We start from the raw sequence: 15,578 nt of genomic DNA on the forward strand, positions 1-15,578 counted from the left end.
TTTTAAAATACTAAAATCAAATTAAAACTCCGCATTCTGCGGTGTCCTAGGGTAGGGGATTACATCTCGAATGTTGCCCATTCCCGTAGCGAACTGCACCATACGCTCAAACCCAAGGCCAAATCCACTATGCACTGCGGTGCCGAATTTTCGTAGGTCCAAATACCACCAAAGTTCCTTGGCGTCAATGTCCAGTTCCTTGATTTTCTGTTCCAGCACATCCAATCGCTCTTCCCTTTGCGAACCACCCACAATTTCGCCGATGCCCGGGAAAAGTACGTCCATGGCTCGAACCGTTTTGCCATCGTCGTTTAGGCGCATGTAAAACGCTTTGATGTTGGCCGGATAATCGAATAGAATTACGGGACATTTAAAATGCTTTTCCACCAAAAATCGCTCATGCTCACTTTGTAGGTCAGCACCCCATTCTTCAATAGGGAATTGGAATTTTTTCTTTTTGTTGGGTTTACTGTTCTTCAATATTTCAATAGCCTCCGTGTAGGATACCCTTTTGAAATTGTTTTCTACCACAAACCTCAATTTTTCGATGAGTGCCATTTCGGAGCGTTCGTTTTGGGGTTTGCTCTTTTCCTCATCCAACAATCGTTTTTCAAGAAACTCAAGGTCATCCTGGCAATGGTCCAGCACGTATTGAAGAATGTATTTGATGAAATCTTCGGCCAAATCCATGTTGGCATCCAGATCATAAAAGGCCATTTCGGGCTCTATCATCCAAAATTCTGCCAAGTGACGGGATGTGTTGGAGTTCTCTGCCCTAAACGTGGGGCCAAAGGTGTATACTTTGCCCAATCCCATGGCATATGTCTCTGCTTCCAACTGACCGGACACGGTCAAATTGGTTTCCTTTCCAAAAAAGTCCTCGGTGTAATCTACCTCCCCGGCATCGTTCAAAGGCGGATTCTTCTCATCCAAGGTGGTTACCCTGAACATTTCCCCAGCACCCTCGGCATCTGAGCCTGTGATGATAGGAGCGTGCATGTAGTAAAAACCATTTTGCTGAAAGTAACTGTGAACGGCAAAAGACAGTACCGAACGTATGCGCATGACTGCGGCAAAAGTATTGGTGCGCACCCTGAGATGTGCTTTTTCCCTTAAAAACTCCAAGGAATGCTTCTTGGGTTGAATAGGGTACGTCTCCGGGTCGGCGGTGCCGTGCACAAATATATCGGTAACTTGGATTTCCACGCTCTGTCCACGTCCTTGGCTTTCTTCCAAGGTTCCAGTGACCTTTAGTGCTGCTCCAGTCGATATTTGCTTTAAAAGAGCCTCGTCCAAATTTTCAAAATCCACCACACATTGCATATTGTGAATGGTGGAACCATCATTCAAGGCAATGAACCTGTTGCTTCTAAATGTTTTGACCCATCCATTTACTTCAACGGAATCTCCTACGGGTTGCTTCTCCAGCAATTCTTTTATGGAATAAGAAATCATTCTAAAACTATCTTTATTGAATCGGTAAAGATAGGTTTTTGATGAAAAATGATGGCAATGGAACAGCCTAATTTATGGGAGTTTCCGCTACTATTTGTCCTTGGGGCCGTCCTCGTCTTTGGGCAAAATATCGATTTGTGGTTTTTTGAGCACTTGTTTGTTGGCAATGCTCCTTTCCAAAGAAAGCAATAAGGATGGCAACAAGATTAAATTAGACAACATGGCGAAGAGTAGGGTTGCAGACACCAATCCTCCCAAGGCCTTGGTTCCACCAAAGCTGGAAACAATGAATACCGAGAACCCGAAGAAAAGCACGATTGAGGTATAGAACATACTCACTCCTGTTTCGCGAAGGGCCGCATACACCGAACGTTTGATGTGCCAACGGTTGGCCGCCAATTCTTGGCGATATTTCGCCAAAAAGTGGATGGTGTCGTCCACCGAAATACCAAAGGCGATACTAAATACCAAAATGGTGGATGGTTTGATGGGAACTCCCAAATAACCCATGACTCCCGCAGTGATGACCAAGGGCAGAAGGTTGGGTACCAACGAAATGATGACCATTTTATAAGACCGGAACAGATAGGCCATGAACAAGGAAATTAAACCGATGGCCAGCGCCAAGGAAAGCAGCAGGTTCTTTACCAAGTATTTTGTTCCTTTTAGGAACAGGAGTGCCTTTCCTGTCATGAAAACGTCAAAGCGATCCGCTGGAAATTGCTTGGTGATAGCTTCCTGTACATCTTTTTCGATTTCTTCCATGCGGTCAATCTTCACATCGCGCATGTAAGTGGTCAAACGGGCGGTTTGTCCGGTGCTGTCCACAAAACTTTGCAAAAGGTCCGTGCCTCCTGTGGATGACTTTTGCACAGCGTTCATGATAAAGGTGTTTTCCTGGCTGGTGGGCAGTTGATAGTACTTTGGGATGCCGTTATAAAATGCCTGCTTGGAATATTTTACCAAATCAACAATGGAAATAGGTCTTGATAGCTCTGGTATCTCGTCGATTACGGTACCCAATCGGTCCATGCGTTTGAGGGTAGCCGGTTTTACCACTCCGTTTTTTCGTTTGGTGTCCACCACAATTTCCATGGGCATAATGCCATCAAACTCCGCTTCAAAGAATTGGATGTCCTTATAAAAATGACTGTTTTTGGGCAAGTCCTCGATTCTACTCCCTGTAATGCGCATTTGATAGATGCCTACAATGCTCAATACCAAAACCGCTACGGTGGTGATGTAAACAGCAATACGATGGTTGCGGACCATGTTCTCCATCCAGTTCACAAAAAAGTCCATCCACTTTTTGTTCAGGTGCTTTAGGTGCTTCGTCTTTGGAAGTGGCATAAAGCTGTAAATGATGGGGATGATCAACAACGAAAGGATAAATATCCCAATAATGTTGATGGAGGCCACGATACCAAATTCCTTGAGCAGGTCGCTGTCCAATATGATGAAGGTGGCGAAACCCGACGCCGTGGTAATGTTGGTCATCAAGGTGGCGTTCCCGATTTTGGAAATTACCCGTTGCAGGGAAAGCGCTTGGTTTCCATGTTTTTTGACCTCTTGTTGGTATTTGTTGATGAGGAAAATACAATTGGGTATTCCAATAACGATAATCAGTGGGGGAATAAGGGCGGTAAGGATGGTAATCTCATATTTGAGTAGTCCTAAAATACCAAAAGCCCACATTACCCCGATGATAACTACGCACATGGATATAAATGTGGCCCTGAAACTTCGGAAGAAAAAGAAAAAGATGATAGAGGTCACCAACAGAGCACCAACGATAAAAATACCGATTTCGTCCACGATTGATTTGGTGTTCCATGTTCGAATATAGGGCATACCGGAAATGCGGACATCCAACTGGGTCTCTTGTTCAAAATTCTCTACCAAGTCACCCAGATCGTTTAGGATAAACTCGTTCCTCACTGCGGTATTCATGATGTCCTTATCCAAATACACCACCGTTTGGATGGTGCCACTCTTGGGGTTGTACACCAGATTATCGTAAAAAGGAAGTTCGTTGAAAAGGTGATTGGTAAGCGAGTCGATTTCTTGTTTGGTCTTCGGGGGCGACTCGATCAGAGGGGTCATCACAAAGGTTTGAGTCTCGGAGTCTTTCACCAGCTCCTTTAGGTTTTCCAAAGAAATCACGTAATCGACTTCGGGGAAAGCGTCTAACTGTTTGCTGAGCGTGTTCCACCGATTAAAATTTTTCGGTGTGAACAAAGCCGAATCCCGAATGGCCAAAACAATGGCGTTGCCCTCTTCGCCAAATATTTGGGTAAAGGACTTGTATTGAATGGTAGCGGGATGGTCGTCGGGAAGTATATTGGCCTCGGTATTGGAAAACTGCATGTTTTTCCATTGCAAGGCCAAGAATACGGTCATTCCAACGACGCCAAGTAGAATAAGAATCCTATTGCGGAGAATTATGCTTGCGACCTTAGGCCAAAATCCTTTAGTGAGCTTTGCTACCATGTGGGTTTTGTTGGGCGCAAAGGTAGAAAATGATATGTTGTGTTCCTAGGAATGGGCCCTACCAAAACCCAAGTTTTATACCTTCATGATTTCCGCTTCTTTTGACGATAGGATGTTATCAACCTTATCACTATAGGTGTTGGTCAATTCCTGAACGTCAACTTCGGCGTTGCTCAATAGGTCCTCGGAGATATCCAATGCCTTAAGTTCCTTATTGGCTTCCTGTCTGGCACTTCGGATACTTACCTTGGCATCCTCCGCTTCGGCCTTGGCTTGTTTTACCAATTGTTTTCTGCGTTCCTCGGTGAGTGGTGGTACGTTGATGATGACCATTTCTCCGTTGTTCATTGGGTTGAAGCCCAAATTGGCATTCATAATGGCAGTCTCAATATCGCCCAAGAGGTTTTTTTCCCATGGCTGCACAGATAGGGTGCGTGCATCTGGGGTATTGATGTTGGATACTTGTGAAAGTGGGGTTTGCGAACCATAATAATCCACCATCACGGTAGAGAGCATCATGGGGCTTGCCTTACCGGCCCTAATTTTGGTCAATGCTTTTTGCAAGTGGGCAATACTGGCCTCCATGCTTTCTTTGGTGCTGTCTAGAATAAATTTTACATCTTCGTCCATAACAATCAAATTTATAAAAATGAAACCAAATTGTGTGTCAGTTTACACATTGACCACGGTTCCTATATTTTCTCCAGATACTATTTTGTTCAGGTTGCCTTTAGTGTTCATATCGAAGACCACAATGGGCAATTCGTTTTCTTGGCTTAGGGTAAATGCCGTGGTATCCATCACCTTGAGTCCTTTGGAAAGTACTTCATTAAAGGAAATGGAATCAAATTTCGTGGCGTCTTTGTCTTTTTCTGGGTCGGCGGTGTAAATTCCATCAACACGGGTACCCTTCAATATCACATCTGCCTTGATTTCAATGGCACGTAGGACGGCTGCAGAATCGGTGGTGAAGTATGGGTTTCCTGTTCCACCTCCAAAAATCACCACACGTCCTTTCTCCAAATGGCGGATGGCCCTACGTCTGATAAAAGGCTCTGCCACTTCGTTGATTTTGATGGCGGATTGCAATCTGGTCTGAACACCTTTCAGCTCGAGTGCGCTCTGCAAGGCCAAGCCGTTGATCACGGTGGCCAACATTCCCATGTGGTCGCCTTGCACCCTGTCCATTCCTTGACTCGCACCTGCAAGACCCCTAAAAATGTTGCCTCCCCCGATTACGATGGCGACTTCAACACCTTTTTCGATTACCGATTTTATTTCATCGGCATATTCGTCCAATCGTTTGGCGTCTATACCGTATTGTTGTTCGCCCATGAGGGCTTCCCCGCTCAATTTTAATAAAATTCTTTTGTAATGCATTTAGAGTTTCTTGAAGTCCGGACAAAAATAATCAAAATTATTTATGGGATAGGAAGAATTGCAGGTTTGGTTTGGCCATAAAAAAACCGCTTCTTTTTGGGAAGCGGTTCGTGTATTTGTGCTTGTGGTGAACTAGCCCAATGCCACTCTTGTGAAACCAGTTACCTCCAAAGCGGAGTCTACTGATTTTACATATTGGGCAACACTTTGCTTGCTGTCTTTTATGAAATCTTGGTTCACCAAAGTATTGTCTTTAAAGAAACGCTTCAATTTTCCTTGAGCGATTTTGTCCAACATTTCCTCAGGTTTGCCTTCTTGACGCAATTGATCTTTTGCAATTTCGATTTCCTTGTCGATGATGGACTGGTCCACACCTTCTTCGTTCAATGCAACAGGATTCATCGCGGCAGCTTGCATGGCCACATCTTTGGCAGCTTCGGCAGCACCGTCAACGTTGGCGGACAGTCCAACCAAAGTAGCGATTTTGTTCCCTGCGTGGATGTATGACCCTACGAAAGGAGCGCTCAATCTTTCAAAGCTTCCGATTTCGATCTTCTCACCGATCACACCGGTTTGTTCGGTCAATTTTTCCGCAACGGTCATTCCATTGAAAGAAGCGGCTAGAAAGTCTTCCTTTTTGTCAAAACCTATTGCCAAATCGGCCAATTCGGTTGCAAGCTTTACAAAGCTATCGTTTTTGGCAACAAAGTCGGTTTCACAGTTTAGGGAGATAACCACTCCTTGTGTATTGTCATCGTTTACCTTTGCGATGGCAGCACCTTCGGATGAATCTCTGTCAGCTCTTTTTGCTGCAACTTTTTGACCTTTCTTTCTTAGGATTTCGATGGCTTGGTCAAAATCTCCATCAGCTTCGACCAAAGCTTTTTTACAATCCATCATTCCAGCTCCGGTAGCTTGTCTTAGTTTATTTACCTCTGCGGCAGTAATCTTTGCCATTTTTTCTTTCTTTTTTAAATTTTATGTAAAGTAAAACACTACGAAAGTGTTTTTGTTTAGGACAATGTTAAATCAACAGGTTTATTCAACTCCGCCTTTAACGCTGTCTTGCCATTCTTTTAGTTCGTCCCAGTTGCCTTCGGCAGCCATTTTGGCTTGTTTTGGCCAAGATGTTGGGTCCAAATGAGCTAAAGTTGAACTGGCTTCGGTCAAGATTTCCTTGATTTTTTCAGCGTCAGTGTCCGCTAGTGCAGCATAAGTGCTTAGGCCATTGGCAACCAATGCCTCGGCAGCTTTAGGTCCTATACCTTCGATTTTGGTAAGGTCTTCTGGCTTGGCTTCAGCCTCTTTTTTGGCAGGCTTTTCCTCAGCAGGCTTCTCTTCTTTAGTTGCTGCCGCCTCGGCTTTTTTAGCAGGCTTTTCTTCTGCGGCTTTTTCCTTTTTCTTTGGAGTTTCCTCTACCGCATCGGTAGTGTCATCTTCCTTATCTTTTCCGCTTCCTTTATCGTTTTTGCGCTCTTCCAAACCTTCAGCAACGGCTTTGGTTACGTGCTCTAAGATAATTTCAATGGATTTACCGGCATCGTCGTTGGATGGGATGGCGAAATCTACGTCACGAGGGTCGGAGTTCGTATCCACCATGGCGAAAATCGGGATGTTCAATTTTTGCGCTTCCTTAACAGCGATGTGCTCACGCATGGTGTCCACAATAAATAGGGCACCTGGCAAACGGGTCATATCTGCAATGGAGCCTAAGTTTTTCTCCAACTTGGCACGCAAACGGTCAACTTGCAATCTTTCTTTTTTGGAAAGGGTGTTGAACGTTCCATCTTTCTTCATGCGGTCGATAGCAGCCATTTTTTTGACAGCTTTACGAATGGTTACAAAGTTGGTCAACATACCACCGGGCCATCTTTCGGTGATGTACGGCATGTTCACTTTGGATACTTTGTCCGCTACAATGTCCTTAGCTTGTTTTTTGGTAGCTACAAAAAGGATTTTTCTTCCTGAAGCGGCAATTTTCTTAAGGGCTTCGTTCGCTTCCTCAAGCTTTGCAGCTGTTTTGTAGAGATTGATAACGTGAATTCCGTTACGCTCCATGTAGATGTAGGGAGCCATGTTGGGGTTCCACTTTCGTGTTAGGTGTCCAAAATGCACACCTGCTTCCAGTAAGTCTTTTACTTCAATTTTACTTGCCATTTTTTGTACTTAGTTTACGTTCCGTTGTAAGTAGCAATGCGCTGGTGGTCACAAAATTTTGTTCGCCCAGCCCATTTAGATGCTAAACTAGTTTCCAAAAAGTCGAAATGTATATTCCCTTTTGGAACAACGACAACTTGGTTAAAAATTTAACCCTGAAATGTGTACGCTTTCAGGGTTTTCAATGAACTTATATAGTTGGGCACGAGACCCAATGTATATTAACGCTTGGAGAATTGGAATTTCTTACGGGCTTTCTTCTGACCGAATTTCTTTCTTTCCACCATTCTTGGGTCCCTTGTCAACAGACCTTCTGGCTTAAGAATGCCTCTGTTTTCCGCATCGATTTCGCACATAGCTCTTGATAAAGCCAAACGTACGGCTTCTGCCTGACCTGTGATACCGCCTCCGTAAACGTTTACTTTTACATCGTAGTTACCTTCGGTTTCCGTTAGGGCAAAAGGTTGCTTTACTTTGTACTGCAATGTACCGGTAGTAAAGTAATCGTTAAGATCTCTCTTGTTTATGGTGATGTTTCCAGAACCTTCGGAAACATATACTCTGGCTACAGCAGTTTTTCTTCTACCTATCTTATGAACCACTTCCATTATTTGTAGTCGTTTAAGTTTATAGCTTTTGGTTTTTGTGCTTCTTGTCCGTGCTCGGCTCCTGCATACACCTTAAGGTTTCTGAAGAGGTCCGCACCCAACTTGTTTTTGGGAAGCATTCCTTTTACGGAACTTTCGATAATACGCTCTGGGTGTTTGGCCAATACGTCTTTAGCGGAAGCGGAACGTTGTCCACCTGGGTACCCAGTATACCTTTGGTATTCTTTCTCGTCCCATTTGTTACCGGTCATGTCGATTTTCTCCGCGTTGATAACAATAACATTATCTCCACAATCCACATGGGGGGTAAAGTTGGTCTTGTATTTCCCTCTAAGTATTTTGGCTACTTTAGACGCCAATCTTCCCAAGGTCTGTCCTTCAGCATCAACCAATAACCATTGTTTGTCAACAGTAGATTTATTGGCGGAAAGAGTTTTATAACTTAATGTATCCACTTCTCGAATATTATTGATTTAATAACCTTTCCCGAATAACGGGCTGCAAATGTACAATTATTAGATTGAATTACAAACGGTTGATTGGGAATATTTTTTCACTTTTTTCAATTTGGATAGGAGTGCAAAAATACTGCCCACAAGTCAATTCCGCAAAATGTTAAAAATACCTTAAAAATCCGTGATACTGTAACTCTACCTGATTTCGTGGGTCTTTAACGTATCAACCTAATCAAAAAACGAACAAGTGAAGTATGCAGTCCTCGCTTTCGCGACCCTTCTTTTTATTTCCAAAAGTCAAGCACAGGATACCACCGAGGTGGTCGTCAAAAAAACATATACGACACATGATTTGGGCGAACATGCAGCACCAACGATAAATGGTGTTCTAGAGGATGAGGCTTGGAACCTTGTAGAATGGGCCGGAGATTATATTGAATGGCAACCCGACGAAAACACACCGCCCAGTCATCAGACCAAATTTAAAATACTGTACGATAGCAAAAACCTATATATAGGTGTGCGCTGTTATGATGATGAACCGGACAAAATCGTAAAACGACTTTCCCGTAGGGATGGGTTTGATGGCGATTGGGTAGAATTCAACATTGACAGTTACTTCGATAAACGCACCGCATTTTCCTTTACGATTACAGCTGCTGGCGTAAAGGGAGACGAATTTATTTCCAACAACGGGAATAATTGGGACTCCAGTTGGAATCCCATCTGGTATGCCAAATCCCATGTGGACGATGAAGGCTGGACGGCAGAGCTGCGGATACCGTTGAGCCAGTTGAAATTTGGCAGCGCCGAGGAACAGGTATGGGGATTTCAGTCTACACGACGTTTTTTTAGAGACGAAGAACGTTCGCTGTGGCAGCGAAAACCTGTGGATCAGCCCGGTTGGGTAAGCGAATTTGGCGAACTCCATGGACTAAAGAACATCGAACCCCAGAAGCAACTGGAAATACAGCCCTACACGGTAACGAATACAGAAACTTACGAGGCAGAAGAAAACAATCCGTTTAGGGATGGGAGCGAAAACAACCTGACCGTAGGACTGGACGCTAAAATCGGTATTACCAATGACCTTACTTTGGATTTGACGGTAAACCCAGATTTTGGACAAGTGGATGCCGACCCGTCGGCCATTGCGTTGGATGGTTTTCAGATTTTCTTTCAAGAACGGCGGCCATTTTTTGTGGAGAACAAGAACATTTTTGATTTCAGTGTTTCCCAATCACAAGCAGGAAATACCTTTGGTTCAGATAATATCTTTTATTCCAGAAGAATTGGTAGAAGTCCTCAAGGCTATCCCAATACCTCGGACGGCGAATTTGTAAATCAACCGGACAACACCCCGATTATTGGAGCGGCCAAGTTTAGTGGAAAAACCAAGGACGGCTGGGCCATTGGTGTACTCGAGAGCGTAACGGCCCAGCGAACAGCGACCATTCTCAATGGCAACGGCGATACCAGAAAAGAGATGGTGGAGCCATTGACCAATTATTTTGTGGGGCGACTTCAAAAGGATTTCAATGAACGGAACTCTTATATAGGCGGTATTTTTACGGCCACGAACAGGGAGAATTTACCAGAACAGCTCAATTTTTTACACGATGCCGCTTACACAGGCGGACTGGACTTTAAACACCAATGGGCCAATCGGGATTGGTACGTGGGAGGCAACATCACTCTGAGCCATGTACGTGGGAGTGAGGAGGCCATAACCAATACCCAAGAATCCATTACGCATTTGTTCGGAAGGGTGGGGGCGGACCACGTAGCGGTCGATTCAACCAGAACATCTTTGACAGGGACAGGGGGAAACGTGCAGATAGGGAAGATTGGCAATGGCCATTGGCGGTTCGAGTCGGGGGCCACTTGGCGTTCGCCCGAACTGGAGCTCAATGATATTGGTTTTCAGCGTCAATCGGACGATGTGCGGCACTACACCTGGATAGGATACCAAACCCTAAAACCGGATAGCACCTTTAGGCGGGTGGGCATCAACTACAACCATTGGTCGGCATGGGATTTTCAAGGGAATCATAATTATATGCAGTTCAATACCAATAGTTGGCAAAATTGGAAGGGCAATTGGAATACCAATATCGGTTTCAACTATGCACCGATTCAATATTCGAACTTCGCCCTACGGGGTGGTCCAAGGCTTCGGCAATCCCCTTGGATGAGTTTTTGGAACAGCATCAACACCGACAACCGGAAAAAAATGCGATTTTCCTTTTTTCACAACGGAAGGAAAGCTTTGGACAACTCCATCAAGACCTATTATATGGAAGGGGGTTTTGTGTACCAGCCCATAAATGCGTTGCGGGTTTCCGTATTTCCAAGTTTACAGATCAATAATGATCAGTTGCAGTTCATCAATAATTTTGATGATGTCAATGGCTCGCCGCGCTACCTGAATGGAGAAATTGACCAACGCACTTTGAGCATGTCCGTTAGGTTAAACTATACCATTAATCCCAATTTGACCATCCAATATTGGGGACAGCCTTTTATTTCTCGCGGACGCTATTCCAATTTTAAGCATATCACGGACCCGGTTGCCAAGACTTTTGAGGATAGATTTGTGCAATATACTCCAGAACAAACCAGTTTGGCCGATGGTAGCTATGCCATCGATGAAGATTTGGATGGTGTTACCGATTTCAGTTTTGATGACCCGGATTTTTCCTTTGTCCAATTCCGTTCCAACTTGGTCATTCGATGGGAGTATATTCCGGGGTCGGAAATATTCTTGGTATGGTCCCAGGATGTATCTAGGAGCGGCGACCCAACCAATGGATTGCTTTCCAGTTTGGGGGATAACATTTTTGGACAAAAACCACAAAACATATTCTTATTGAAGGCTACCTATCGGTTTGTACTATAAATGTCATTGCTGCACTTCGGCTTTGCTCAGCATAAACTCTGGTAGGAATCCAATTGTCACTTCGAGTGGTTTTGGCAACGCCAAAATTGTATCGAGAAGTGTTTTATATTCAAATGAGATAAAAATAGTCCTAAGAACAAGAGTTCTCGATACTTTTTCCTTTGGAAAAAACTCGAACTGACTTCGCAGGAATGACAATTAGGATGTTGTGATTTTCTGAAGTGCCTTTACCAAAGCGGCATTCGCCTCTGCATCGCCTACCGTTATCCTCACCTTGCCTGGAGCGCCAAACTGGGAAACCGGGCGCACCATAATGCCTTCTTCCATCATTTTATCCGTAAACTCCATCTCGGGAAGTGGCGGGTCAATGATAAAAAAGTTGGCTTGACTGGGCCAGTATTTTATTCCGAGTTGGTCAAATGCCTTGGCAATATAAGTCCTGCCTTCCAAAACAGTCTTTACGGTTTTGTCAATGAACTCCTTGTCGTTCAAGGCTCCAATGGCAGCCTCGATGGAAGTTAACGGTAACAAAAAGGGCTTGTGAATCAAACGAACATAATTGGCAATGGTGGCGGTGGTGTAGCCATACCCAATGCGTTGCCCTGCCAAACCATAGGTTTTGGAAAAACTGTTCAGTCCAATCACATTATAACCTTCCAATACATACGGTAATGCTGTAACATAATCATCCGCATCCGCAAAATGGCGATAGACCTCATCAAATACCACCACAATATTCTTGGGAACACGCGCCATGAAATTGTCCATAACGGATTTTGGAATATAGGTGCCCGTAGGATTGTTGGGACTGGTTAAGAAAATCAACTTGGTCTTATGGGTGATGGCGTTCAAAATACCTTCCATATCCAAATCGTAATTCGGGGATAGAAGCGGTATGTCTACTTGTTTGGCACCGTACCACCTTGAAAAGACGGAATAGGGCAGGAAGCAGGGGTTGGAAAAAATCACTTCATCTCCCTCGTTGATGAACGCTCGGAGAACAATATCAATAACCTCCGACCCGCTATTCCCGCAAAGAAACTGGTCGGCGCTCAACTGGCCGTCAAAATCTTGGACCAAGGCTTCGCGCAAACGGATATCGGTTTGGTCGGGGTAAATATCGACTTTGTCCAATACAGCTTTCATGGCAGCTAGGGCCTTGGGCGATGCCCCCAGAGGATTCTCGTTGGAGGACAACTTGTAAATTTTTTTATGTGATGGCGGAATATTTTTTCCGCCTTTATAAACTTCTTTGGGCACCAAATGGGCCTTAAAAATCGATGTAATGTCTTTTTGCATTTAACTATCGGTTAAAAAATTTTTCAAATCCCTTCCTCCATACAATACCCGAACGATACGAACCCTATTCTTCATTTTTCTATAGAAGATGATATGGGAGTTGTAAGGAAAACTGAAAAGCCCATCTTTAATTTCATTTCTTTTCTTCCCAATGTCGGGGTTCTGTGCGATGGCTTCGAAGTGCTCGTTCAATCCGATCAAATATGAAATGGCTTGTGTGGAACCAAATTTAGTTTCCCCGTAGGCGAAAATAGCTTCAATGTCGTTATCCGCTTCTTGCGATAATACATACCGGTCAATCACCCTTTCTTCTTTGAAGCAATAATTTCCTCCATCGTTCTTGGACTATCCGGTCCGTTCCAACCTTTCTCGATTTCCCTTCTAAGGTCATCAATCACTTTTTCCCTGTAGATTTTGTGCAAGCGCAAGGCATCGCGTATCACTTCGCTATTATTCTGGTATTCGCCTGTTGCTACCTGTTGGGCAATATATTCTTCCTGTTTTTTTGTGAAACTGATATTCATAATACGCCTATTCTGTCCTCTCAAAATTATAGATTATGTCCAAAATTGTCAAATATGGACATCATAAGTTTTCCGCAAACAATAAATAAGCCATCGCCTTTTCCGTATCGCCCTCTTCCAACAATTGTTTGGCCAAGCTATGTAGTTCGGTTTTGGAGGTGCTTTGTACACCTTCCTTTTCAATAATTTTTTTAATATCCGCTGGGGATGGAATGCTTTCCAGATTCCCCAATCGGCCCAGATTGTTGCCGGTAAGAACATCGCTTTCGCGAATCCCCTTGGGCAATGCATCAACACCTATACCCTGACTGCGGATAGGCTTTGGAATCTCGAACAGGGACTCTTTAATCGCACGGATATACCAATTACCTCCCATACGACCCACCAAATCCAACTTTTCGGTGTCCAATACATCATCCGTTAAGTACTCATCGTTGATATGGATCATATCCACCTGAGCGATGATCAAATTTCCCGCTCCGGGGGTTTGTGCAATCTCCACCACTTCCAAAACCGTACATTCAAAGGATACGGGAGCCTCACCCACACGCGGGGGTTTTACCTTCACGCTGGGCACTTCGGTAAAGCCGGCTTTCACGAATTCGTTCACCCCTTTGTCGTAGGCCGTGCTGGAGAGCGACATTTGCTCCGCCATTTTGTGGTTCACTACATTGATGACCACTTGTGGCACTTCCACCACATTTTGATGTGTATGTTTTAAGGAATTGTCCCTACCGCTTCGCGTTGGCGAAAACACCATCACTGGCGGATTGGAACTAAAGACGTTAAAAAAACTGTACGGGCTCAGGTTGACGTTGCCTTCGGCATCCACGGTACTGGCAAAGCAAATCGGCCTTGGTGCCACTGCGGTGGACAAAATAGTGTACAGTTCCGGTTGGGGTATGGTAGTTGGGTCTAAGGTTTTGATCATATTTTCGTTTTCTATCATTTCCGCGAAGGCGAAAATCTCAATTCATTTTATATCTAGGAGACTGAGCGTAGTCGAAGTCACCATTCAGTGGCTCTGACTCCGCTCGGCCACCAAAATCATTTCGCAGGCAACACTTTGGCAGAAACTTCGCCAAATCCGACTCGAATATCGCCATTTTGGGCGTAACCTCGCATGGTCACTGTGTCACCATCTTCAATAAATTTACGTTCGCTTCCGTCTTTTAGTTTGATGGGTTTCGTTCCTCCCCAAGACAATTCGAGCATGGAACCAAAACTGTTTTCCTCTTTACCGGAGATGGTTCCAGAAGCCATCATATCACCGATATTGATGTTACAACCATTTACCGTATGGTGGGCCAATTGTTGGGCCATGTTCCAGTACATAAATTTGAAATTGCTTTGGCAAACCGTGGTTTCTTCGCCCTCTTCCGGTGTGATGCCCACTTCTAGGTGGATGTCGTAATTCTTTTCGCCCTCATATGTAAGGTAGGGCAATACTTCAGGTTCTTGTTTGGGCCCTGCCAACTTGAAAGGTTCCAAAGCTTCCAATGTCACTACCCAAGGTGAAATGGATGAAGCGAAGTTCTTGGCCAAAAAAGGCCCTAGCGGTACATATTCCCATTTTTGGATATCACGTGCCGACCAGTCGTTGAACAGCACCAGTCCGAAGATATAATCCTCCGCATTGGCGGTGGAAACGGATTCACCAAGCTTTGTCTCTTTTCCGCAGATAAATCCCATTTCCAGTTCAAAATCCAAGCGTTTGGTAGGTCCAAACACGGGCGAATCTGCTCCGTTGGGCATGGTCTGTCCTTTGGGACGATGAATGGGTTGTCCGCTCACAATAATGGAGCTGGCCCTGCCATGGTAACCCACGGGAATATGCTTCCAATTGGGCAAAAGGGCATTCTCAGGGTCGCGGAACATTTTCCCCACATTGGTAGCATGCTCCAAGCTGGAATAAAAATCGGTATAATCTCCAACCGCAACGGGCATGTGCATCTGGGCTTCGGACTGCTTCACAAAGAGTTCGGGCTTTCCCGCCAAAACAGAGTTGTCATCCTTGAGCCAATGCTGGATTTTTTTACGGACACGGGTGGTGATTTCTTTCCCGAGGGAAATAAAATCGTTTAGGGTGTCCTTTTCCAACAATGCGGTGTTGAAGTCAAATACATCCAGTTCGGCCACGGCCGCCAAATCCAAAATATGCTCTCCTATGGCCACACCAATGCGAGGGCTTCGGTCTTGGGTGGAAAAAATCCCAAAGGGGATATTGTGAATGGAAAAATCTGAATTTTCGGGTATATCTATAATCATCTGAGGGTAAATATGTCAGCTCGAGCACAGTTGAGAGCAATAC

14 protein-coding genes are annotated in these 15,578 nt (G+C 44.5%); 1 reads left to right on the forward strand and 13 read right to left on the reverse strand.

What is annotated here, in order from left to right; genetic code table 11:
- Positions 1–21 precede the first annotated feature (21 nt).
- The 8 genes from asnS to rplM all read right to left on the reverse strand — a co-directional run bounded on the left by asnS (position 22) and on the right by rplM (position 8,545).
- Positions 22–1,455, reverse strand: a complete 1,434-nt coding sequence (asnS, locus tag GGE08_RS04255; RefSeq protein ID WP_179383638.1) for an asparagine--tRNA ligase — start codon at positions 1,453–1,455, stop codon at positions 22–24.
- A gap of 90 nt (positions 1,456–1,545) precedes the next feature.
- Entirely contained in the window at positions 1,546–3,945 is a 2,400-nt protein-coding gene (locus GGE08_RS04260) for an RND family transporter (protein ID WP_179383639.1), read from the reverse strand.
- 75 nt (positions 3,946–4,020) lie between these two features.
- Positions 4,021–4,575, reverse strand: a complete 555-nt coding sequence (gene frr / locus GGE08_RS04265) for a ribosome recycling factor (RefSeq protein WP_179383640.1) — start codon at positions 4,573–4,575, stop codon at positions 4,021–4,023.
- A 42-nt stretch (positions 4,576–4,617) separates the two neighbouring features.
- Positions 4,618–5,325 carry a UMP kinase gene (pyrH, locus tag GGE08_RS04270; RefSeq protein WP_179383641.1) on the reverse strand — a complete coding sequence of 236 codons (708 nt, stop codon included), beginning with the start codon at positions 5,323–5,325 and terminating at the stop codon, positions 4,618–4,620.
- Between the two features lie 132 nt (positions 5,326–5,457).
- Positions 5,458–6,282 carry a translation elongation factor Ts gene (tsf, locus tag GGE08_RS04275; protein WP_179383642.1) on the reverse strand — a complete coding sequence of 275 codons (825 nt, stop codon included), beginning with the start codon at positions 6,280–6,282 and terminating at the stop codon, positions 5,458–5,460.
- Positions 6,283–6,363: 81 nt separating this feature from the next.
- Complete coding sequence (gene rpsB / locus GGE08_RS04280; protein WP_179383643.1) at positions 6,364–7,482, reverse strand: 30S ribosomal protein S2; 1,119 nt, start codon at positions 7,480–7,482, stop codon at positions 6,364–6,366.
- 221 nt (positions 7,483–7,703) lie between these two features.
- The gene (gene rpsI / locus GGE08_RS04285) at positions 7,704–8,090 is read right to left on the reverse strand and encodes a 30S ribosomal protein S9 (protein WP_127142248.1); all 387 of its coding nucleotides are present in this window, start codon (positions 8,088–8,090) and stop codon (positions 7,704–7,706) included.
- Positions 8,090–8,545 carry a 50S ribosomal protein L13 gene (rplM, locus tag GGE08_RS04290; protein ID WP_179383644.1) on the reverse strand — a complete coding sequence of 152 codons (456 nt, stop codon included), beginning with the start codon at positions 8,543–8,545 and terminating at the stop codon, positions 8,090–8,092. Before rplM ends, rpsI begins: the two co-directional genes overlap by 1 nt.
- Positions 8,546–8,792: 247 nt before the next feature.
- On the opposite strand from rplM, the gene GGE08_RS04295 reads away from it, so the two are divergent.
- Complete coding sequence (locus tag GGE08_RS04295) at positions 8,793–11,444, forward strand: DUF5916 domain-containing protein (RefSeq protein WP_179383645.1); 2,652 nt, start codon at positions 8,793–8,795, stop codon at positions 11,442–11,444.
- 198 nt (positions 11,445–11,642) lie between these two features.
- On the opposite strand, the gene GGE08_RS04300 is transcribed toward GGE08_RS04295, so the two are convergent.
- The 5 genes from GGE08_RS04300 to fahA all read right to left on the reverse strand — a co-directional run bounded on the left by GGE08_RS04300 (position 11,643) and on the right by fahA (position 15,535).
- Positions 11,643–12,743, reverse strand: a complete 1,101-nt coding sequence (locus tag GGE08_RS04300) for a histidinol-phosphate transaminase (RefSeq protein ID WP_179383646.1) — start codon at positions 12,741–12,743, stop codon at positions 11,643–11,645.
- Positions 12,744–13,046, reverse strand: a complete 303-nt coding sequence (locus tag GGE08_RS04305; RefSeq protein ID WP_179383647.1) for a type II toxin-antitoxin system RelE/ParE family toxin — start codon at positions 13,044–13,046, stop codon at positions 12,744–12,746. It lies immediately after the preceding gene.
- Positions 13,043–13,267: a type II toxin-antitoxin system ParD family antitoxin gene (locus GGE08_RS04310; protein ID WP_179383648.1), complete on the reverse strand. Its 225-nt coding sequence runs from the start codon at positions 13,265–13,267 to the stop codon at positions 13,043–13,045. The genes GGE08_RS04305 and GGE08_RS04310 overlap by 4 nt, the downstream gene beginning before the upstream one ends.
- Positions 13,268–13,328: 61 nt before the next feature.
- Complete coding sequence (locus GGE08_RS04315; RefSeq protein ID WP_179383649.1) at positions 13,329–14,198, reverse strand: flavin reductase family protein; 870 nt, start codon at positions 14,196–14,198, stop codon at positions 13,329–13,331.
- 116 nt (positions 14,199–14,314) lie between these two features.
- Positions 14,315–15,535, reverse strand: coding sequence for a fumarylacetoacetase (fahA, locus tag GGE08_RS04320; protein ID WP_179383650.1), 1,221 nt, complete (start codon positions 15,533–15,535; stop codon positions 14,315–14,317).
- Positions 15,536–15,578 lie beyond the last annotated feature (43 nt).

It is taken from the genome of Allomuricauda sp. ARW1Y1, assembly GCF_013407935.1.
Classification (GTDB): domain Bacteria; phylum Bacteroidota; class Bacteroidia; order Flavobacteriales; family Flavobacteriaceae; genus Flagellimonas.

Coding starts and splice junctions, on each gene's coding strand:
- asnS (WP_179383638.1), bottom strand. CDS start 1,455: ATGATTTCTTATTCCATAAAAGAATTGCTGGAGAAGCAACCCGTAGGA.
- GGE08_RS04260 (WP_179383639.1), bottom strand. CDS start 3,945: ATGGTAGCAAAGCTCACTAAAGGATTTTGGCCTAAGGTCGCAAGCATA.
- frr (WP_179383640.1), bottom strand. CDS start 4,575: ATGGACGAAGATGTAAAATTTATTCTAGACAGCACCAAAGAAAGCATG.
- pyrH (WP_179383641.1), bottom strand. CDS start 5,325: ATGCATTACAAAAGAATTTTATTAAAATTGAGCGGGGAAGCCCTCATG.
- tsf (WP_179383642.1), bottom strand. CDS start 6,282: ATGGCAAAGATTACTGCCGCAGAGGTAAATAAACTAAGACAAGCTACC.
- rpsB (WP_179383643.1), bottom strand. CDS start 7,482: ATGGCAAGTAAAATTGAAGTAAAAGACTTACTGGAAGCAGGTGTGCAT.
- rpsI (WP_127142248.1), bottom strand. CDS start 8,090: ATGGAAGTGGTTCATAAGATAGGTAGAAGAAAAACTGCTGTAGCCAGA.
- GGE08_RS04300 (WP_179383646.1), bottom strand. CDS start 12,743: ATGCAAAAAGACATTACATCGATTTTTAAGGCCCATTTGGTGCCCAAA.
- GGE08_RS04310 (WP_179383648.1), bottom strand. CDS start 13,267: ATGAATATCAGTTTCACAAAAAAACAGGAAGAATATATTGCCCAACAG.
- GGE08_RS04315 (WP_179383649.1), bottom strand. CDS start 14,198: ATGATCAAAACCTTAGACCCAACTACCATACCCCAACCGGAACTGTAC.
- fahA (WP_179383650.1), bottom strand. CDS start 15,535: ATGATTATAGATATACCCGAAAATTCAGATTTTTCCATTCACAATATC.